Source organism: Vibrio sp. 779(2023), from assembly GCF_033344285.1.
Taxonomy (GTDB): domain Bacteria; phylum Pseudomonadota; class Gammaproteobacteria; order Enterobacterales; family Vibrionaceae; genus Vibrio; species Vibrio alginolyticus.
The window spans coordinates 250,986-272,764 of record NZ_JAWPOM010000004.1; the positions used below are offsets into that span (position 1 = coordinate 250,986).

At 44.6% G+C, this 21,779-nt stretch carries 15 protein-coding genes and 3 pseudogenes; 6 read left to right on the forward strand and 12 right to left on the reverse strand.

Features of this window, described 5'->3' with window-relative positions; genetic code table 11:
• Positions 1–19: 19 nt before the first annotated feature.
• From yajC to R8O70_RS08295, 4 genes are all read right to left on the reverse strand, one after another.
• Positions 20–349 (reverse strand): preprotein translocase subunit YajC, encoded by a 330-nt coding sequence (gene yajC / locus R8O70_RS08280; protein WP_005381725.1) that lies wholly within the window; start codon positions 347–349, stop codon positions 20–22.
• A 177-nt stretch (positions 350–526) separates the two neighbouring features.
• Positions 527–1,663: a tRNA guanosine(34) transglycosylase Tgt gene (gene tgt / locus R8O70_RS08285; protein ID WP_005381727.1), complete on the reverse strand. Its 1,137-nt coding sequence runs from the start codon at positions 1,661–1,663 to the stop codon at positions 527–529.
• A 147-nt stretch (positions 1,664–1,810) separates the two neighbouring features.
• Positions 1,811–2,863: a tRNA preQ1(34) S-adenosylmethionine ribosyltransferase-isomerase QueA gene (gene queA / locus R8O70_RS08290; RefSeq protein ID WP_005381728.1), complete on the reverse strand. Its 1,053-nt coding sequence runs from the start codon at positions 2,861–2,863 to the stop codon at positions 1,811–1,813.
• A 268-nt stretch (positions 2,864–3,131) separates the two neighbouring features.
• The gene (locus R8O70_RS08295) at positions 3,132–4,298 is read right to left on the reverse strand and encodes a S1 family peptidase (RefSeq protein ID WP_104978820.1); all 1,167 of its coding nucleotides are present in this window, start codon (positions 4,296–4,298) and stop codon (positions 3,132–3,134) included.
• Positions 4,299–4,610: 312 nt separating this feature from the next.
• On the opposite strand from R8O70_RS08295, the gene R8O70_RS08300 reads away from it, so the two are divergent.
• A complete protein-coding gene (locus R8O70_RS08300; RefSeq protein ID WP_309474982.1) occupies positions 4,611–5,060 on the forward strand; it encodes a CBS domain-containing protein in 450 nt (149 codons plus the stop codon).
• A gap of 123 nt (positions 5,061–5,183) precedes the next feature.
• Here the strand turns inward: R8O70_RS08300 and aceA are convergent, their stop codons facing one another.
• From aceA to R8O70_RS08315, 3 genes are all read right to left on the reverse strand, one after another.
• Positions 5,184–6,497 (reverse strand): isocitrate lyase, encoded by a 1,314-nt coding sequence (gene aceA / locus R8O70_RS08305; protein WP_005381733.1) that lies wholly within the window; start codon positions 6,495–6,497, stop codon positions 5,184–5,186.
• 120 nt (positions 6,498–6,617) lie between these two features.
• Positions 6,618–8,246 carry a malate synthase A gene (gene aceB, locus R8O70_RS08310; RefSeq protein WP_017820561.1) on the reverse strand — a complete coding sequence of 543 codons (1,629 nt, stop codon included), beginning with the start codon at positions 8,244–8,246 and terminating at the stop codon, positions 6,618–6,620.
• A 606-nt stretch (positions 8,247–8,852) separates the two neighbouring features.
• On the reverse strand, positions 8,853–9,758 hold the full coding sequence (locus R8O70_RS08315; protein ID WP_005383681.1) for a hydrogen peroxide-inducible genes activator: 906 nt from the start codon (positions 9,756–9,758) through the stop codon (positions 8,853–8,855).
• A 199-nt stretch (positions 9,759–9,957) separates the two neighbouring features.
• On the opposite strand from R8O70_RS08315, the gene R8O70_RS08320 reads away from it, so the two are divergent.
• From R8O70_RS08320 to ppk2, 3 genes and pseudogenes are all read left to right on the forward strand, one after another.
• On the forward strand, positions 9,958–10,569 hold the full coding sequence (locus tag R8O70_RS08320; protein WP_005381738.1) for a peroxiredoxin C: 612 nt from the start codon (positions 9,958–9,960) through the stop codon (positions 10,567–10,569).
• Positions 10,570–10,852: 283 nt separating this feature from the next.
• Complete coding sequence (locus tag R8O70_RS08325; RefSeq protein ID WP_238852845.1) at positions 10,853–11,596, forward strand: copper homeostasis protein CutC; 744 nt, start codon at positions 10,853–10,855, stop codon at positions 11,594–11,596.
• Positions 11,597–11,666: 70 nt separating this feature from the next.
• A pseudogene (gene ppk2, locus R8O70_RS08330) lies at positions 11,667–12,444 on the forward strand (polyphosphate kinase 2).
• A gap of 62 nt (positions 12,445–12,506) precedes the next feature.
• On the opposite strand, the gene phoU reads toward ppk2, so the two are convergent.
• The 5 genes and pseudogenes from phoU to R8O70_RS08350 all read right to left on the reverse strand — a co-directional run bounded on the left by phoU (position 12,507) and on the right by R8O70_RS08350 (position 17,965).
• Complete coding sequence (gene phoU, locus R8O70_RS08335) at positions 12,507–13,205, reverse strand: phosphate signaling complex protein PhoU (protein ID WP_005381744.1); 699 nt, start codon at positions 13,203–13,205, stop codon at positions 12,507–12,509.
• 30 nt (positions 13,206–13,235) lie between these two features.
• A complete protein-coding gene (gene pstB, locus R8O70_RS08340; protein WP_213897169.1) occupies positions 13,236–14,054 on the reverse strand; it encodes a phosphate ABC transporter ATP-binding protein PstB in 819 nt (272 codons plus the stop codon).
• Between the two features lie 2 nt (positions 14,055–14,056).
• Positions 14,057–15,433, reverse strand: a pseudogene (gene pstA, locus R8O70_RS08345) (phosphate ABC transporter permease PstA); the annotation flags it as partial.
• A 65-nt stretch (positions 15,434–15,498) separates the two neighbouring features.
• Positions 15,499–15,730, reverse strand: a pseudogene (locus tag R8O70_RS26485) (phosphate ABC transporter, permease protein PstA); the annotation flags it as partial.
• Positions 15,731–15,760: 30 nt separating this feature from the next.
• Positions 15,761–17,965: an ABC transporter permease subunit gene (locus R8O70_RS08350; RefSeq protein ID WP_258623800.1), complete on the reverse strand. Its 2,205-nt coding sequence runs from the start codon at positions 17,963–17,965 to the stop codon at positions 15,761–15,763.
• A gap of 207 nt (positions 17,966–18,172) precedes the next feature.
• Between R8O70_RS08350 and ppk1 the strand changes: the two genes are divergently transcribed.
• Entirely contained in the window at positions 18,173–20,263 is a 2,091-nt protein-coding gene (ppk1, locus tag R8O70_RS08355; protein WP_318184141.1) for a polyphosphate kinase 1, read from the forward strand.
• Positions 20,247–21,752 carry an exopolyphosphatase gene (gene ppx / locus R8O70_RS08360; RefSeq protein WP_213966995.1) on the forward strand — a complete coding sequence of 502 codons (1,506 nt, stop codon included), beginning with the start codon at positions 20,247–20,249 and terminating at the stop codon, positions 21,750–21,752. Before ppk1 ends, ppx begins: the two co-directional genes overlap by 17 nt.
• Positions 21,753–21,779: the final 27 nt, after the last annotated feature.

Consider the following 21,779-nt stretch of genomic DNA (forward strand, 5'->3'; position numbering starts at 1 on the left):
CGAGGATCCTTTAGCTGTTTTATAGAGACTTAAGCGTACCTTTTGGTAGCACTGCAGTGATGAAGTCTTTCTTGATTACTACTTCATTGTTCGCGTTAAGCTCAATTGAAATGTAGTCATTGTCTTCAGCAATCTTAGTGATTTTACCCACTAGGCCACCGCTAGTTAAAACTTCGTCGCCTTTGCCCATAGAAGCCATTAGGTTTTTGTGTTCTTTTACGCGTTTCGCTTGTGGGCGATAAATCATGAAGTAAAAGATCACTGCGAACATGCCAAGCATGATTAGCATTTCAAAACCACCGCCTGCTGGCGCGCCTTCTGCTGCTGCGTGAGCCTGAGAAATAAACATTAAAACATCCTCATTATATTTTATTGATAATCAAACAAATTGGGCTTTCGCATTTTAGATTCAAGTCTGAGAGTAACTAATAGAGATCGCTCTCTCAAAAATAACGTGCGTTAGCCTACTTTATTAGCAAAAGCCTCTGGCGACATGCCAAAGGCTTTAATTCTTTTAGTTTTTCAATTACTGCTCTTTTGCTAGTGGTGGCACTTCACGGCCACGACGCTCATAGAACTCAGTAACAAATTCATCGAAGCGATCTTCATCAATTGCTTTACGAATGCTTTCCATCAGACGTTGGTAGTAACGCAGGTTATGGATTGTATTCAAGCGAGCGCCTAAGATTTCATTACAACGCTCTAAATGGTGAAGGTACGACTTGCTGTAGTTTTGACAAGTGTAACAGTCACAATGCGGATCCAATGGTGTTGTATCCGTTTTATGTTTCGCATTACGGATCTTGATCACACCACCAGTCACAAATAAGTGACCATTACGTGCGTTACGCGTTGGCATTACACAGTCAAACATGTCGATACCACGACGAACACCTTCAACCAAGTCTTCTGGCTTACCTACGCCCATCAAGTAGCGAGGTTTGTCTTCAGGAAGTTGAGGACAAGTATGCTCAAGAATACGGTGCATGTCTTCTTTAGGCTCACCTACTGCCAAACCACCAACCGCGTAACCGTCAAAACCGATTTCCGTTAGACCTTTTACCGACACATCACGTAAATCTTCGTAAACACCACCTTGGACAATACCAAATAGGTTGTTCGGGTTTTCTAGCTTCTCGAAGTGGTCACGTGAACGCTGTGCCCAGCGTAATGACATTTCCATCGATTTCTTCGCTTCATCGTGTGTCGCTGGGTAAGGCGTACACTCGTCAAAAATCATAACGATGTCAGAGCCCAGGTCTTTTTGAATTTCCATCGACTTTTCTGCGTCCATGAAAATCTTGTCACCGTTTACTGGGTTACGAAAGTGAACACCTTCTTCAGTGATCGTACGCATCTTACCAAGGCTGAATACTTGAAAGCCGCCTGAATCAGTAAGAATAGGACCGTGCCAGTTCATAAAATCGTGCAGGTCACCGTGCATTTTCATCACTTCTTGACCAGGACGTAGCCACAGGTGGAAAGTATTACCTAGCAGAATTTCTGCACCAGTACCTTTTACTTCTTCTGGTGTCATACCTTTAACGGTACCGTAAGTACCTACTGGCATGAACGCAGGAGTTTGAACAGTGCCGCGTTCGAAAGTCAGTTGACCACGACGTGCATTGCCGTTTTTCTTCTTAAGATCGAATTTTAATTTCACGATGCCTCCGGGTGTCAGAGAAACAGTCTGACTGAGTGTTTAGGGCTCTACCCTACTTTAAGGAGCGGTCGCTTTTCCTTGCGAGAGACAAAGCAATGGATGCTTTATTTCCTAGCTTACTGCTAGCACTCGTAAATCTATTTTTAACTACGCCGTTTTCTTCTTGATGAACATTGAATCGCCATACGAGAAGAAACGGTATTTGTTTTCCACCGCATGTTTGTAAGCATTCATGGTGTTCTCGTATCCAGCAAATGCACTCACCAACATGATCAATGTTGATTCAGGCAAGTGGAAGTTGGTGATCAAGCAATCCACCAGCTGATATTCGTAACCAGGGAAAATAAATATTTCAGTATCGCCAAAGAATGGGGCCAGCTCAGTCCCTTTTTGCAATGCGTCTTGCGCTGCACTTTCAAGTGAGCGCACAGATGTTGTACCAACAGCAATAATTCGTCCGCCACGCGCTTTCGTCGCTTTAATTGCTTCGACGACTTCTTGTGGTACTTCTACGTACTCGGCATGCATGTGGTGATCGTTGATATTTTCCACTTTTACCGGCTGGAATGTACCCGCCCCAACGTGCAAAGTAACGTAAGCAAACTCTGCACCTTTCGCTTTGATTTTCTCCAAGAGAACATCATCAAAGTGAAGGCCCGCTGTCGGTGCCGCAACCGCACCTGGCTTTTGATTATATACCGTTTGGTAACGCTCTTTATCTGCATCTTCGTCTGGACGGTCGATGTAAGGAGGAAGCGGCATATGGCCGATTTCTTCCAGAATTTCTAGTACCGTCTTATCAGAACTAAATTTCAGTTCAAATAAAGCATCATGGCGTGCAACCATTTCTGCTGAATATTCATCATTCTCGCCAACAATAATGGTTGTACCTGGTTTTGGTGATTTAGAGCAACGAACGTGCGCTAGTATGCTTTTCTCATCCAACATGCGCTCCACCAGCACTTCTAATTTACCGCCCGATTCCTTGCGGCCAAAAAGACGAGCAGGAATAACACGAGTATTATTAAACACCACTAAGTCACCGGGTTGAACTTGGCCCAATACATCAGTAAATGTGCCATCAATGAGCTCTCCGGTATTGCCGTCCATTTGCAGCAGTCGGCTAGCGGTACGCTCTGGTTGAGGGTAGCGAGCGATGAGTTCATCTGGAAGGTCGAAATGGAAATCTGATACTTGCATGTTACTTGTCTTATCTATTGGTCAAATCACGTCTAGGCGACGATAAAATTGCGACGAGTTTTTCGCAGCAGACTAGTATATGTTTACATGCTGCAATAGCAAGCAAATCACCAGAATATAGCAGTAAAAGCCATGGTGAAGAGTGTAATAAAACGTGAAAAGCCTCGATGACTTGGCACTATTTTTAATTTGAGCCCAAAAGAGAGAACATGAAAAAAGCAAAGCAGCGTATACCGCTGCTTATTAGTTTGGCATTCCAATCGCCCTATCAAACCTCATGCTTTCGCCACAAGAATAACGGCACGAATAAACCCAATAACCAAAACCCTAGACTGCCACCTTCATCATCTGAGCCTTTGAAATCACAGTTATTGGTCGCAATGCCATCGTGACACTCTTTATTGTCACCACTTTCATTGTTAGCACTTTTGATAAAATTCGGCGCAATGATGTAACGACTTGGTGGCGCATCGGCAGTGATGTAAGACTGTACCCAGTCGTAATAGTGGCTCACCTTGGTGTAGAAACTTGGGATCGTCAAAGAGCCACACGTTGGTAGAATAAGGGGGCCGCCACTAACAATACCAATTTGTTTGCCGGTCGCCACATCGACCAACGGGCCACCACTGTCACCTTTACATGCAGAGTTGCCATATTGAGTATGGCTATCTGGCTCCAATACATGGTTTTGTGTTGGTAGCGTACAAATTTTGGTTTGGTTGTCTCTTGAATCAATGATCCCCGGAAAACTGCTGCCAATTTCTAAACGCTCATAACATTTGTCGATGGGTAAAAATGTGCTAATGGTGGTTTTGAGCGTATTAGAAGGTTCAGAAGCATCCGGCTGAGTAGCCCCCCATCCAAACACTTGCACATTTTCGACACGTTGATTGGTCAGGTAATTATCGTTCCAATCCGCCACCAAACGTGCTTCGATACTCTCCATGTCAACTTTACTCGCTAGGTCAGCAAAGTTCGCGTTTGCCACTGGGCGCGTGAGATACAGCAACGCGATGTCTGAATCTAAACCGGTTTGGATAGGTTTCACGTTGCCATTACTGTCGGTCTCAGCTTTTGAAATCCGGGTGTAATCCGGATGAACCACAACGTGAGACACCGGATAAAAGTTATCAAGCCCTGCAGAATTAAGTTCATACGCATTCGCATTCACCGACAGCTCACCCGGCGGGGTCACATAGTAGGTTGCTTCATTGGTTCCTTGTCCCATCACCACACAGTGCGCCGCAGTCAGTACCCATTGCTCTGTCAGCATCGTTCCACCACACAGCGGAAACTCTGCCATGTTACTTGCTCGCAAAGTAACGCGGTCAACAGGATCGGTTTGTTCATCTCCTAACACAATCGCCTGTGTTGATGGCACACTGAATGCCGCCACTGCCAGCGCAATAAGTTTGTTACACGTTGTTCGTTTCATCTAGGTTGCTGTCTTCAATTTGGTAAGCCTGGACGTATCTTCTTCGAGAGAAGAATCTTGGAAAATCCAGCGAATAAAAATGTGCGATTCAATTCATTGGATTACCTTGGGAACACATTCAATATCAACTAAAAATGCCAACTGACTCGCACACAAACCGACTTATTCAAATTAATAAAAACACCAATAAAACACAGATTACGCAGCCCATCAGCATTGTGCTATTTAATTGATGAAAAACGAGTTAGCTCCCAGATATACAGAAAAATATTCTCTATATTTAAGAGAAGGACAATGCCGCTGGAGGTCTCTATGATCAAGGTTGAAGACATGATGACTCGTAATCCTCATACCTTACTGCGCACGCACACCTTGCGTGATGCAAAAAGCATGATGGATGCGCTTGATATTCGACACATTCCGGTTGTTGATACCAATAACCACTTACAAGGCTTGGTGACTCAACGCGACATTCTTGCTGCTCAAGAATCGAGCTTGCACCCAGATGAGGCTGAACAATCTTTTACTTTAGACACACCGCTCTACGAAATGATGCACACCAATATCATGACGGCAGAGCCTATCGCGGGGCTCAAAGAGAGCGCTATCTATATGCAAAAGCATAAAGTTGGCTGTCTACCTGTTGTCACCAAAGGTCGATTGGTCGGCATCATTACTGACAGTGACTTTGTGACCATTGCGATTAACTTATTGGAACTGCAAGAAGAAGTGGAACCTGAAGAAATCGAGCAGGAAGAGTAGTACGCAAGCGTATTCTCTTTGTTGTAAGTTTCGTTTTTACACCGGTTAAACGAAAAAAGAGCGGCAGGGTTGCCGCTCAAAATGCCATTACTGACGCTGATTAAGGAAGTGTTTCTCTGCCAATTAGAATTGGTCTTCTTCGGTCGAACCTGTCAATGCTGTCACTGAAGAGTTACCACCTTGGATAGTATTGGTCATTCTATCGAAGTAACCTGTACCTACTTCTTGTTGGTGCGCAACAAACGTATAACCTTTTTCAGCCGCTTGGAATTCAGGACGCTGAACTTTCTCAACATAATGACGCATACCTTCACCTTGAGCGTAAGCGTGCGCCAGTTCAAACATGTTGAACCACATGTTGTGAATGCCTGCTAGCGTGATGAATTGGTACTTGTAGCCCATGTCTGCAAGCTCTTGTTGGAACTTAGCAATGGTTTCTGCATCTAGGTTTTTCTCCCAGTTGAATGAAGGCGAGCAGTTGTACGCCAACAATTGATCTGGGTATTCAGCGTGAATTGCTTCTGCAAACTTACGTGCTTCTTCCAAACATGGCGTAGCCGTTTCACACCAAATCAAGTCTGCATATGGTGCGTAAGCCAGGCCGCGAGAGATAGCTTGGTCGATACCCGCGCGAACGCGGTAGAAACCTTCTTGAGTACGCTCACCTTCGATGAAGTCTTTATCATATGGGTCGCAATCTGAAGTAATGAGATCCGCCGCATTCGCATCAGTACGAGCAATAACTAATGTTGTTGTACCCGCTACGTCAGCAGCCAAACGAGCTGCAACGAGCTTTTGTACCGCTTCTTGCGTAGGAACTAATACCTTACCACCCATATGGCCACACTTTTTCACCGATGCTAACTGGTCTTCAAAGTGAACGCCCGCGGCACCGGCTTCGATCATCGATTTCATTAGTTCGTAAGCGTTAAGCACACCACCAAAGCCCGCTTCAGCATCCGCTACGATAGGTAGGAAGTAATCAATTCCACCTTCATCTTCAGGCGTCTTACCAGCAGCCCACTGAATTTGGTCTGCACGACGGAATGAGTTGTTGATGCGTTTTACTACTGACGGTACAGAATCTACTGGGTAAAGAGATTGGTCTGGATACATCGTCGAGGCGGTGTTGTTATCCGCCGCTACCTGCCAGCCTGACAAGTAAATCGCTTCAATACCTGCTTTAGCTTGTTGAACCGCTTGACCACCCGTTAGCGCACCAAGACAGTTTACGTAACCTTTTTTCGCACTACCGTTGACCAGTGACCAAAGTTTGTCTGCACCACGTTGTGCAATTGTGTTTGCAGGCACCATAGAGCCACGCAGTTCCACCACTTCCTCGGCAGTGTAAGTACGCTTCACATTTTTCCAGCGTGGGTTAGTTGCCCAGTCTTTTTCCAGAGCTTCAATTTGTTGGCGGCGAGTTAAGTTAGTCATTGGTCTATCCCTCTTTATAATTTGCACTTTATGCGTGTGCGTTGAGTTTCCGTTCTCAGGCAGTACTTCCCTATCTGCCTTGAAAATCCTTCACGTTATTGGTGTTACAGTTATTCTTTATTAATCCAGGTAGTCATAACCAGGAACTGTCAAAAAGTTGGTCAGTTCATCGCTCGTCGTGAGCCTTGCCATTAAGTCTGCTGCTTCTTCAAATCGACCCGCATGGTAGCGCTGCTCGCCAATTTCTTGCTTCACGACTTCAATCTCCTCTTTGAGATAGAGCTCGAACAGCTCTTTAGTGACCTTTAATCCGTTGTCTAGCGACTTGCCGTGTTGAATCCATTGCCAGATCGAAGCTCGGGAGATTTCTGCCGTTGCAGCGTCTTCCATCAGTCCGTAAATCGGCACACAACCATTGCCAGAAATCCAAGCTTCGATGTATTGCAGCGCAACGCGAATATTGTGGCGCATTCCGCCTTCAGTGCGCTCGCCTTCACAAGGCTCAAGCAGTTCAGCTGCTGTAATAGGCGCATCCTCTGCACGGCTCACATCCAACTGGTTGGTGCGTTCACCCAGCACAGCACTAAAGACTTCCATAGCAGTGTCAGCCAAACCTGGATGAGCCACCCAAGTACCGTCGTGGCCGTTGTTAGCTTCTAACGATTTGTCAGTCTGGATCTTGTCTAATACTTTTTGATTCTCTTTCGGGTCTTTAGCTGGGATAAATGCGGCCATTCCTCCCATCGCGAAAGCACCTCGTTTATGGCAAGTACGTACCAATAATCGCGAGTAAGCGTTTAAGAATGGCTTGTCCATCGTTACCACTTGGCGATCTGGCAGTACTCGGTCTGAGTGTTTTTTCAATGTTTTGATGTAGCTAAAGATGTAATCCCAGCGACCACAGTTCAAACCAACGATGTGTTCTTTAAGCGAGAACAGAATCTCGTCCATTTCAAATACCGCTGGTAAGGTTTCAATCAGCACAGTCGCTTTGATGGTGCCTGTATCCAAACCGAAGTAGTCTTCCGTGAAATGGAACACTTCGCTCCACCACTTCGCTTCGTGATGCGATTGCAGTTTTGGAAGGTAGAAATAAGGGCCACTGCCTTTTTGAAGTAACGCTTTGTAGTTGTTATAGAAATACAGAGCGAAATCGAATAGCGCACCTGGAATGATCTGACCGTGCCACGTAACGTGTTTTTCTTTTAAATGAAGGCCGCGAACACGGCAGATCAACACCGCAGGGTCATCTTCCAGCTGATAATGTTTGCCATTGCCAGGATTGGTGTAACTGATGGTGCCATTAACAGCATCGCGCAAGTTAATTTGACCATCCAGCACTTTACTCCATGCAGGAGACATTGAATCTTCAAAGTCTGCCATGAACACTTTTACATTCGCATTCAGTGCGTTAATCACCATCTTGCGGTCAGTTGGTCCGGTAATCTCCACTCGGCGATCTTGCAGATCTTGTGGGATTCCTAGGATCTTCCAACTTCCTTCACGGATGTCTTGTGTCTCTGGCAGAAAATCTGGTAGCTCACCAGCATCAATACGTGCTTGCTTCTCTTCTCTTGCTTCCAGCAACTGTTCAACACGTCCGGCAAATTTTTCACACAGTAGAGATAAAAAGGTTTGGGCTTCAACAGGGAAAATTGCTTGATGTTCTGGAGCAACGACTCCATTCACCTCAAGCATGCCTTGGGTTTGCTTTAGTTGTTGTGTTTTTTGTTCTGTCTGAGCAAGCATAATTATTCATCCTTAACGTGCTTTATCAATCTTGGGCAGTCAGCGTAAAGCTACATTTGTAAGTTATGAACAACAAATTACATCCTTTAACTTTGTGTTCAACTCGTCTAGCCATGCCGATAGATTGCGTAATGCTACGTGTATTTTCAATCTAGACATAAGTCGTATCGGCCTTTAAATAAGCTATATCAACAAAGGGTTTAGTGAAACCCCCAATATAAACAAAACAGAAAATTCAAAGTTTTATTCCGCAAGGTAAAAACCATCTATCAAGCGCCTTATTTTGTAAGTTATTACGTAATAAAATTACATTAAATTTAAAGTCGCTTTATCATTTCAAACAAGCGTATGAATATTGACAGGTAAACAAACACCTTGTATTCACAAGGGCTGAAGAGATGGATTTAAACAGGGGTCAAACAAGGTATGCAGGGCTTTGTGTAAAATTAACATTGTGAAATTTCACTATTTTATGAAAGCTTCATCAAAGAAGAGCTGTAAAATTTTACAAGTCAAAGTTTACCAACAGAATAAAATACTAGAAAGCGCACTGTTTCCAGTGCGCTTTTAGATAAATAATGGAGAAGTAAGGGCTAATACTAATAGCTAAAGCAGCTCTGAAACGACTTCTGCAAGTTGATTAAATGTTTTCGTTCTTGACGAGCTCGGACGCCAAACTAAGCCGATTTCGCGATAAGCTTGTTTACCTGGAGGATCGATCACGACTAAATTCTGGTTATGCAGCAAGCCATGGTCGATAGCCATTTGAGGAATGAACGTTGTTCCCAAACCATTCGCAACCATTTGCACCAGTGTATGGAGGCTGGTTGCCGTAAACGGATTGATTTTTTCTTTGTCTGTTAATTTACACGCTGATACCGCATGTTCCGTTAAGCAATGTTCTTTCTCTAGTAGAAAGACGGATTCGTCAGGTAAATCCGCGTAACGAATCGGCACAGGGACCGATTGGGCTTGATTAGCGCTTATAACCATTCGAAACGGATCCTTACCCACTACTCGGCTTTCCATCCCATCAATTTCGACTGGTAACGCTAAAATAAGCACATCCAGCTCACCATGTCTGAGCGCTTGGAGTAAGTTTGTCGTCGTGTCTTCTCTTAATAAAAGGTTCAGTTGTGGGAAACGGTAGTTCACCTCTTGTACCAAATCACACAGTAAAAACGGAGCAATTGTTGGTATGCATCCTACTTTTAGCTGGCCTTGCATATCGTCGCCTTGGCACATACGTCCAAGCTCGACCAAATCTTGCCCTTTTGCTAACAGCTCTCGCCCCTGCTTTACTACCATTTCTCCTGTTTGGGTAAAAACCAGTGGACTTTTCTTGTCTTTCTTTTCATATAATGGACAGCCAATCAACTCCTCTAAGTTTTGAATACCCTTACTTAAAGTCGACTGACTGACAAAACAACGCTCTGCAGCGTCACTAAAATGTCTTGTTTCATGCAGTGTGACTAAATAGTGTAACTGCTTCAAACTGGGCCATTTATTCATAATTGTATTTGTATCTACCGCCGTTCCAGTGATCGAGTTAAGAGTTTTGTTATTATCGTTTTTTTCGATTAACTCAATCTATTTATTTCGCTTTTTTCAATACTACAATCTGTACTATAGTTTGTCTCGTACAAACACGAACCAAACCGACACAACTGAATTCGGTTTGGAGCTAACCATACTTTTTAGGAGCAAAAAAATGGTACTAGTAGGTCGTCAAGCCCCTGATTTTACTGCAGCAGCTGTTCTAGGTAACGGTGAAATCGTTGAAAACTTCAACTTTGCAGAGTTCACTAAAGGTAAGAAAGCAGTAGTATTCTTCTACCCACTAGATTTCACTTTCGTTTGCCCATCTGAGCTAATCGCATTCGACAACCGTCTAGCTGACTTCCAAGCTAAAGGTGTTGAAGTAATCGGTGTTTCTATCGATTCTCAGTTCTCTCACAACGCATGGCGTAACACTGCTATCGAAGATGGCGGTATCGGTCAAGTTAAGTACCCACTAGTTGCTGACGTTAAGCACGAAATCTGTAAAGCTTACGACGTTGAGCACCCAGAAGCAGGCGTTGCTTTCCGTGGTTCTTTCCTAATCGACGAAGAAGGCGTTGTACGTCACCAAGTAGTTAACGACCTACCACTAGGCCGTAACATCGACGAAATGCTACGCATGGTTGACGCTCTTAACTTCCACCAGAAGCACGGCGAAGTATGTCCTGCACAATGGGAAGAAGGTAAAGCAGGTATGGACGCATCTCCAAAAGGTGTTGCAGCGTTCCTATCTGAGCACGCAGCTGACCTAGGCAAAAAATAATAGACCTTCACCCTAGCTCAACGGGTGTGATGGTTGGATGTATATAAAGCAATAAGCTAATGCGGAAAACCGCAAACGCCAATCAGTCTAAGTAAAGTCCTATCAAAGCCCAGAGCCTCTGCTCTGGGCTTTCTTTTTCCTTCAGATAAACCGCCAAAATGAGGTAACGCTTTAGCGTAAACTTTACCTCTATTTATCATCCCCTCCATACAGATTCTGCTTACTTGCCCTGTTAATATCTTAGCCACAACACCTATTTGTAACGTTAGCAGGATGAATGAACATGGTTACTCACCTAGAAGTCTGTATCGATAATATTGAATCTCTGCACTACGCCATTGCTGGCGGCGCCACTCGGATTGAGCTTTGCTCCTCTTTGGCTTTAGGCGGACTAACACCCAGTTATGGTTTTATGCAGCAAGCGGCTAAGCTTTCGAGTGTTCCAGTTTATGCCATGGTCCGCCCACGCCAAGGTGACTTCTTCTACAATGAAGAAGAGATCGAAATGATGCGTTGGGATATTGAAGCGGCTCACCAATCAGGCTTGAGCGGTGTCGTGTTCGGCGTGCTCACTCAAGACGGTGATATTCATATGCCTTACGCGGCTGCGCTGTGTGAATTTGCTCAAGCGCTTGGCTTAGGCGTGACCTTCCATCGTGCCTTTGACCAGTGTCGTGACGCTGAAAAAACTTTGGAAGAAGTGATCAGCTTAGGTTGTGAACGTATTTTAACCTCCGGTCTTGCGCCTTCAGCACCACAAGGGATCGATGTGCTTAGAGCTTTGGTTAAGCAAGCCCAAGGACGCATAGCAATCATGGCGGGGGCTGGCGTTAATGCGAGTAACGTACGTGCGTTAGTAGAAGACACTCAAGTTCCTGAAATCCATCTGTCAGGCAAAACCACACGCCCTAGCCAAATGACCTTTGTTGCTGAACAAAGCAAAATGGGCGCATCCGATGTCGATGATTTTTTAATCCCCATCACAAGTACACAAGCCATAACCGATGTCGTAGCAACTCTCAAATAGACCACCGTAACCTCACGCGCATAGCTTTTGAGTGCTAACATATTGTTTATCAAGGAGTGAGGAAAGGTGTATGTCTAAATTGAAGAAAAAGGAATACGAAAAGGAGCTCAAAAACCTTCAAGTTGAGCTCGTAAAACTTCAAGAGTGGGTCAAACACAAAGGGTTAAAAGTGGTTGTTCTGTTTGAAGGCCGTGATGCTGCGGGCAAAGGCGGAGTGATAAAGCGAATTACAGAAAAGCTAAACCCGCGTGTTTGTCGCGTAGTGGCTCTGCCTGCACCGACCGAAAAAGAAAAAACGCAATGGTACTTCCAACGTTACGTCGCTCATTTACCATCTGCTGGTGAAATCGTTTTATTTGACCGAAGTTGGTATAACCGAGCAGGTGTCGAAAAAGTCATGGGGTTCTGTACTCCAGACGAATACGAGGAGTTTTTTACGCTCTTGCCCTGAATTAGAGAGAATGTTGCAACGCTCTGGGATTATTCTGATTAAGTATTGGTTTTCGGTTTCAGACGAAGAGCAGGAAAAACGTTTTCTAGGTCGAATTAATACGCCGATCAAACGTTGGAAATTCAGCCCCATGGATTTGGAGTCACGTCATCGCTGGGCGGAGTATTCGGAAGCAAAAGATAAGATGTTTGCCTATACAGACACGAAAAGCTGCCCTTGGTGGGTCGTCCCTTCAGATGACAAAAAGAAAGCGCGCTTGAACTGTATCAGTCATTTACTAAGCCAGATTGATTACAAAGCACTTGAGTACTCACCCATCGAATTACCTGAACTCAATAAAGAAGGTTACGTCAGAGCGCCCATTGATGATCAGACCTTCGTTCCTGATAAATATTGACGTGCTTTCCTTCTCTCTAATAAATAGACCAGCCTAAAAGCTGGTCTATTTATTGAAGTCAGTTACTTCAGTACGTCATCAATACTTTGATCACCTAGATGGCGTACATCTTTCCCTTTCACGAAGTAAATAATGTATTCACAGATGTTCTGGCAGCGGTCCCCCACGCGTTCAATCGCGCGCGCCGACCACATCACTTGCAGAATATTAGGGATATTTTTTGGATCTTCCATCATGTAAGTCATCAACTGACGAATCACCGCTTCATACTCGGCGTCTAGTTTGTCATCTTGTTTATGCACCTCTGCTGCCGCTTCTACATCCATGCGGGCAAACGCATCTAAAACCTGATGCAGCATATTAATTGCCTGACGGCAGAGAGGCTCTAACGACACTTGGAATTGTCGTTCTTTTGATGATGGGCTTTCAATGGCAACGTAAGCAATGCGTGTCGCCACATCACCGATGCGTTCTAAATCCGTGATCGTTTTGATGATAGCCATGATTAAGCGCAAGTCTTTTGCCGTTGGCTGACGCTTAGCAATAATGCGTGTACAGGCGTCATCGATCGAGACTTCCATCGCATTCACTTTATGATCGTCACGCACAACCTTACGCGCCAGTTCGATGTCTTCTTTATGCAAGGCTTGAATAGCATACGAAAGCTGCTGCTCTACCAAGCCTCCCATGGTTAATACATGAGTACGAATCGATTCTAGCTCTACGTTAAATTGTCCTGAAATATGACGTCCAAAGTGCATGATGTTCCTTATTCCGTATAGAGTCGCGACTTAACCGTAGCGACCCGTAATGTAATCTTCGGTCTGTTTCTTCATTGGCGAAGTGAAGATCGAGTCCGCGTCAGAGTATTCAATTAACTTACCCATATGAATGAATGCAGTATGATCGCTCACTCTCGCCGCTTGTTGCATGTTATGGGTAACGATAACCACAGTATATTGAGTCTTCAGCTCATTGATAAGCTCTTCAATGGTTAAAGTTGAGATTGGATCCAACGCTGATGTTGGCTCGTCCAATAACAGGACTTCCGGCTCAATCGCCACCGCCCGCGCAATGACCAAGCGCTGTTGCTGACCACCAGATAAGCCAAATGCGTTCTCATGCAAGCGGTCTTTTACCTCATCCCACAACGCCGCTGAGCGCAAGGATCGCTCCACTGCGTCATCTAAACTGCGGCTGTTTTTTACACCTTGTAAGCGTAAGCCATAAACTACGTTTTCATAAATAGACTTAGGAAATGGATTGGGTCTTTGAAACACCATCCCCACTCGGCGTCGAAGTGTCGCAACATCGACATTAGGACGATAAACATTCTTGCCATGGAGACGCACTTTACCTGTGACTCGACACCCTTCCACTAAGTCGTTCATGCGATTGATGCAACGTAATAACGTCGACTTTCCACACCCTGAAGGACCGATAAAAGCGGTGACTCGCCCTTTGGGAATTCGCATCGAAATATCATGCAGCGCCTGAGTTTGACCATAGAACAGATTAAGGTTCTCGATTGAGATGGCTGTTTGTTCATCCGTTAAATTATGAACATCCAATGGTGGCTCATAACCTAATGTACTATCAAAATTAAACATACTTAATCTTGTCCTAACGTTCTGTATTTTTCTCGTAAATTATTGCGAATACTGATTGCTGTTAAGTTTAGCCCGACAATCACTGTCACGAGTAAGAAAGAGGTAGCATAAACTAATGGTCGCGCCGCTTCGATGTTGGAGGTTTGAAAGCCAACATCGTAAATGTGAAAACCTAAATGCATGAACTTTCTATCCAAATGCACATAAGGGAATTGTCCGTCAACCGGTAAACTGGATGCCAATTTCACGACCCCCACCAGCATCAGTGGCGCTACTTCGCCAGCTGCACGCGCAATCGCAAGGATCAAACCTGTGATAATAGCTGGCGTCGCCATAGGCAAAACCACGCGCCATAGCGTTTCGAACTGAGTTGCACCAAGTGCCAGAGAGCCATGTCGTACGGAGCTCGGAATACGAGTTAAACCTTCTTCCGTCGTCACAATCACAACTGGAAGCGTCAGCACGGCAAGAGTTAGTGCTGACCATAACAAACCCGGCGTACCAAAGGTTGGTGCCGGTAGCTTCTCCGCATAGAATACGTTGTCGATAGAGGCACCAATCGTATAAACGAAGAAACCTAAACCAAACACGCCATAAACAATCGATGGAACACCCGCTAGGTTTATAACCGCAATACGAATAACTCTGGTTAGAGCGTTATTCTTAGCATATTCATGTAGATAGATAGCGGCGATCACCCCAAGTGGCATCACAATGATCGACATAATGAGTACTAAGAAAACCGTACCAAATATCGCAGGGAACACGCCTCCTTCGGAGTTAGACTCTCTTGGATCTTCAGATAAAAACTTCCAAACCTGTTTTCCCCAATGCATGACTTTATCAGGTAGTGACATTTGGTTTGGATACCAGTAGTCCAAAATGTCTTCGAGCGGAATCGATACTTGTGACCCCGTCATATCCTCGACAATCAAGGCATAGTCAGAGAGCTGAAGTCGTAAACCATCAAGTTGCAAATCTAACGTCGCAAGCGCTTTTTCTATCTGCTCTTTTTTCGTCTGGTTTTCGTTTAAGAAGCTTTCTGTCAGCGTGTCATTCAATTCATGCTTGCGCTTTTCTAATCGCAACTGCTCTAGCTTCCAACCAAGCTCTTTAAGCTGATCGACCACCAAAGAATCAATCTCATGGCGCAGAGTTTCTGCATCATCAAGCTTTTTATTTAGTACCGATTGAATATCACTGGTGTATATATTATCACCATCTTGAAACGCCACCAGCTTACCAAAGAAATAACCACCGCTACTGCGCTCTATCACCGCCCACTCTTTTGGCATCGTGGGCTCATCCAACTGCATTTGCAATACGGAGATAAAATCGGCGGGATACAACTCTCGGTTAGCGATTTTGATACTGAGTCGCGTGGCAAAATCTTCATCGTCTTCTAACTGTTGTGCTGCGCTTTCAGGCAAATAACTCTTCGGTACAAAGCTGCGCTCATACACTTGACCAATCAGAATAGTATTTTCATGTAGCACTTCGCCTTGTACAGGAGTCAGCGCTGCAACATTCCACTGATACAAAGGCGCTGGCCAAAAGTAAGTCAGGCCTTTCCAGCCGATAAGGAGTAACAACCCTAATACCGACAACAAACTGATGCTGACTGCACCGCCTGTTAGCCATATCCACGGTGCGCCAGAACGAATCCAATTTAACACGTTATTACTCGCTCTTTATTCAAACCATTATTACAACGCACGGTACTTATCTCTCAGTCTCTGACGAACCCACTCCGCAAGCGCGTTTACTGCAAACGTAAACACAAATAAAATCAATGCAGCTAGGAACAGCAGGCGATAATGCGAACTTCCAACTTCCGACTCTGGCAACTCAACGGCGATGGTCGCCGACAGGCTGCGCAATCCTTCCAAAATATTCCAGTCCATTAATGGCGTATTGCCCGTTGCCATTAACACAATCATGGTTTCGCCAACAGCGCGTCCCAGGCCCATCATAATGGCAGAAAAAATACCTGGGCTTGCAGTAAGCAAGACAACATAGATTAAAGTTTGCCAAGGCGTGGCCCCTAATGCCAAAGAGCCATCCGATAAATGCTTCGGTACAGAGAAAATGGCATCTTCGGCAATGGTAAAAATCGTCGGGATAACAGCAAACCCCATCGCTAACCCCACCACCAATGCATTGCGTTGATCGTAACCAATACCATGCTCGGTTAAGAATAAGCGCATATCGCCACCAAAGAACGTCTGCTCAATCGTAGGCGAAATCCACACTCCAAGCCCAATCAGTACCAATATGACAGGCATGAGCACTAAAGCATGCCAACCATTAGGCAGACGATTCCGCAAAGGTTGCGGTATTAATGCCCATAGCCCGCCCATAATCATGGTGCTCAAGGGCAAAACAAACAGCATAACGACGATCGTAATCAAATGATCTTCGACAATAGGCGCGAACCACAATCCCGCTAGGAAACCTATGATCACCGTCGGCAGTGCTTCCATTAGCTCAATCGACGGTTTTACTACACGACGCATGCGTGGCGACATAAAGTAAGCCGTATAAATAGCACCTAGCACTGCGAGCGGTACTGAAAACAGCATCGCAAACATCGCCGCTTTTATCGTTCCAAACGCAATAGGTACTAGGCTGAACTTAGCCTCAAAGTTATCGCTCGCCGAAGTCGATTGCCACACAAATTCAGGCTCAGGATACCCTTCGTACCACACTTCTTGCCATAATGAAGACAATGAAATTTCCGGATAGGCATTGTCCACTTCCGCAACATTTAACGCATTATTTTGCCAAGTGATTAAGTAGCGTTCATTGTTAGACATTGCTGCGATTGCGGGCGCTTGATTGTACGCACGCTTAAACAACACCAGTTTTTCACTGGTTGTATAATGGCTTTGCAACGTGCCGTTGGTGTAAAAGCTATAAAATCCTTTTCGATGAGACTCCGGCAACAAATACTTAAGCTCTGATGCCAATTTAAAATCACGAATATGCGTTAACGTGCGTTTTTCTTCTTGCAGCGTATCAAACCATTGCGACACCCGACCATCGTTGTGCGTCACCAAAAGCGAGTAAGCACCAGCCAATAAGTCTATCGTACGAACGGAATGCTTCTTATCACCTTGAGTGAGATCGACCACCTCCCGTACAGCAAATTTACGTGCGGTTTTCTTTAACACTATCAACTCAGAGCCATCGCGCAAATAAAGCGTTTCACCGTCAGGTGTCAACAACATTTGCTGAGGCGTATTAAAGCCTGAAGAGAACGTAAAATCGATCGTTGTAGGAGACGTACCCAAAGACGAAGCCACTTGCCAGCGAGCTTTCACTTCACCGCTTTGCGTCTGCCAAACAACCGTTGGTAAGGGCGTCGAAGCTGCAAATACAAACTGAGTCACAGGATCTTGAGGCATACTCAGCGTCAGATCCATGCTGGTGTCTAGCTCAATCACTTCCGGAGGACGTGTATTTTCTCTCAATGTGGCATTAAATTCTGGCTTGAAAAGGTTCGCTTTACCCTGCCCATCAACAAATCCATACCAACCTAGCCCAGGAGCAGATTGAGAGAAAGCAACGGGTTTCTGGACGATTTGCTGTGTATACACCGCAGGTTTCGTAGGATCGTCCATCGACAAATATTGAATCTCACCACTTTGGGTTAGAACGAACGCGAGCTGAGCGTAATCATCCACTGAAATCGCAAGTGGTGTTTCAATATGAGTAGCTCGAATGGCTTGGTTGGTTTTGATCTCCGCATCAGAAAAAAGCGGAATGATCACCATAGCGAGGTAGACAAAGATCAAAATAAGCGCCGCGAGTACGCCGACACCACCGGATGTCACTGCAAGTCGAACTAAACGATCTTTTATCAGTCGTTTCTTATCTTTTTCCTGCAATGAAAACTCGGCTTGTGCCATTTAAATCTCTACCTTTTTTGACTTAGTACTAGAATATGTCGTTAAGATGACAATTATATTACAGCTCACATTAAACACCTGAAAAGAATACAACTCTTATGCAATGCGTGGTATGAAATAAATCTGTAATGAAAATCTCATAATGTTCTCACTCATCCATTTTTCCAAGATGAGTACGTATTACTTCACTTTTGGCTAGGTAAGGTTATGAGCGCAGAAAAACTCTATATAGAAAAAGAACTGAGTTGGTTGTCTTTCAACGAACGAGTATTACAAGAAGCTGCCGATAAAACCGTCCCTTTGATCGAACGTATTCGCTTTCTTGGGATCTTTTCCAACAATTTAGATGAATTTTACAAAGTACGCTTTGCGGACGTGAAGCGCAGAATCCTAATCAGCCAAGAGCGCGGTGGCAGTGATAGCCCTAAACGACTGTTAACCAAAATGCAGTCGAAAGCACTAAAGCTTAACGAACAATTTGATGAGCTTTACAGCGAATTGATTCGAGAAATGGCGCGACGTCGCATTTTCTTGGTCAACGAACAACAACTGGATGAATCGCAACAAAAGTGGATCGCAAAATACTTCCGTAGAGAGGTAATGCCGCATATCACTCCCCTCCTAATGAAAGACGAGATCGATGTTCTGCAATTTCTCAAAGACGAGTACGCTTACATCGCCGTAGAGCTGCGTAAAGAAGAACATTACCAATACGCTCTGATCGAAATTCCAACCGATCACCTTCCCCGCTTTGTGATGGTACCAGAACAGAAAGGAAAGCGTCGAAAAACCATCATCTTACTTGATAATATTATCCGCCACTGTTTGGACGAGCTGTTCAAAGGCTTTTTTGATTATGATGAGCTTAGCGGCTATGCGATGAAAATGACGCGTGACGCTGAATACGATTTACGCAATGAAATCGAGTACAGCTTGCTTGAACAAATGTCAGAGGGTGTAAATCAGCGACTGACAGCAAAGCCCGTTCGCTTCGTCTACGAACGCGATATGCCGCCTCAAATGTTAGAGTTTCTGTGTAACAAACTTAATATCTCTAACTACGATAACCTTATCCCCGGCGGACGCTATCACAACTTTAAAGACTTCATCGGCTTTCCAAATGTTGGACGAGAATATCTTGAAAATAAACCTCTCCCGCCAATGAAATGTGCCGATTTCGAAGGTTATGCCAACAGCTTTGACGCGATTAAAGCGAAAGATATTCTGCTCTATTATCCCTACCACACTTTTGACCACATTAGTGAGTTAGTGCGCCAAGCCTCCTTCGCTCCCAAAGTACTTAGTATCAAGATTAACATTTATCGCGTCGCGAAAGATTCTCGCTTGATGAACTCTTTAATTGATGCGGTGCACAACGGCAAAAATGTCACTGTGGTCGTCGAACTGCAAGCTCGCTTTGATGAAGAAGCCAATATCGAATGGTCAAAAGTATTAACCGAAGCGGGTGTGCACGTCATCTTTGGTGCGCCTGGCCTTAAGATTCACTCAAAGCTATTGATGATTAGCCGCCGCGAAGGTGAAGAAATTATTCGTTACGCACACATCGGCACAGGCAACTTCCATGAGAAGACGGCACGAATTTATACCGACTTCTCCCTACTTACGGCAGATCAAGAAATTACTAATGAAGTCCGTAATGTCTTCGGTTACATTGAGAATCCATACCGACCAGTGAAGTTCAATCACCTTATGGTATCTCCTCGTAATTCTCGAACCCAAATCTACCGCTTAATTGATAATGAAATTGCTAATGCCAAGCTAGGGAAAAAAGCCGCTCTTACGATCAAGGTCAATAACCTAGTCGATAAAGGCATCGTCAATAAGCTTTATGGAGCAAGTACTTCCGGTGTAAAAATAAACATGATCATTCGAGGCATGTGCTCATTAGTACCGGGCATTGAGGGGATCAGCGACAATATTCGCATCATCAGTATTGTTGACCGCTTTCTTGAGCACCCTCGCGTGGTGATCACCCACAATGATGGCGATCCGCAAGTTTATATCTCCTCCGCAGACTGGATGACAAGAAATATTGATCACCGTATCGAGGTAGCAGTACCAGTCCGTGATCCACGTTTGAAACAGAGAATTATTGATATAACGAATATCCATTTTACCGATACAGTAAAGGCTCGTTTAATAGATAAAGAAATGAGTAACGCTTACGTACCACGAGGTAATCGCAAAAAAGTTCGCTCTCAAATCGCTATCTATGACTATCTTAAAAATATAGAAAAGCAAACTAGAAAACAAAATTCAGATGCCTCAAATACTTGAACAAGATACTCGCTACATTGCCGCGATAGACCTCGGCTCAAACAGTTTCCATATGGTGGTGGCCAAAGTTGTTGGCAGTGACCTACAACTGGTTAGTCGTCATAAACAACGTGTTCGCTTAGCATCAGGACTCGACAGTGAATTGAACTTAAGTCACGCCGCAATGGAGCGTGCGCTAGAATGCTTAGCCATGTTCGCTGAGAGGCTGCAAGGGCTTGATGAGTCAAATGTACGTATCGCCGCCACACACACACTAAGACGCGCTAAAAATGCCCACCTTTTCATCGAGCGTGCGAAAGAAGTGATGCCTTTCCCAATAGAAATTATCCCTGGAGAAGAAGAAGCCCGCCTGATTTACTTAGGCGTCGCGCACACTCAAGTAGAATCCAACTCCAAACTAGTCATCGATATCGGAGGCGGCAGTACCGAGATGATTATTGGACAAGAATTTGAGCCTGAGCTTCTCAACAGTAAACAGATGGGATGCGTCAGTTTTACAGAACAGTACTTTAAAAACGGCAAACTATCAGGCAAAAACTTCAGTAAGGCGATGTTAGCGGCCGAACAAAAACTCGAGTCCATTGCTTCAACATATCGTAAAAAGGGCTGGGATATTGCTCTCGGCTCATCAGGAACCATCAAAGCGATTCAAGAAGTGCTAGTAGGATTAGGTTTTGAAGATGGCCTGATCACAGCGAGTCGACTGGATACACTTATCGAAACTCTGTGTAAATTTGATTCAATTGAAGATATTGAGCTGACGGGTCTAACAGAAGAACGTAAACCCGTACTCGCAGCAGGCGTAGCGATTTTGTCCGCGATTTTCAAAGCGCTTCGCATTGAGCAAATGTTTTTCTCCGATGGTGCTCTACGCGAAGGCCTGTTGTACGAAATGGAAGAACGTTTCGCACGCTCCGATATTCGCATGCGCACCACAGAAAATTTAGCCAACAAGCACCGAGTCGACTTAGAGCATGCCGCTCGTGTGAAGGGTCATGCACGTGAGATGTTATGTCAGGTACGCTCTGAACTAGGCATTAAGAAAAAGAGTGAGTTATTTGACTTACTAGAGTGGGCAGCGTTGCTTCATGAAGTCGGATTAAGTATTAACTTGCGTAGTTTCCATCGCCACTCTTTTTATATTCTGTTGCACTCCACCCTACAAGGCTTCAACCGTGAGCAGCAATTAGTGCTTGCAACATTAGCTCGCTTCCAGCGTAAAGCGCTCAAATTGCAAGAACTACCAGATTTCAACCTCTATAAACAGAGTGACGTTATAAGCCTCATCAAAATATTACGACTTTCTATCGTATTAAATGGGCAGCGTAATGAAGATCCATTGCCTGATATCACCTTATCTATCAAAAATGACGAATGGATTCTCACATGCACAGATGAAGCATGGCTAGAAAACAATAAATTACTTCACGCGGATTTACAGGAAGAACAAGAACGTTGGGACAGCGCGAAGTGGACACTCACTTTCTGATCTCGTACTCTTCATACCTAAATAAAA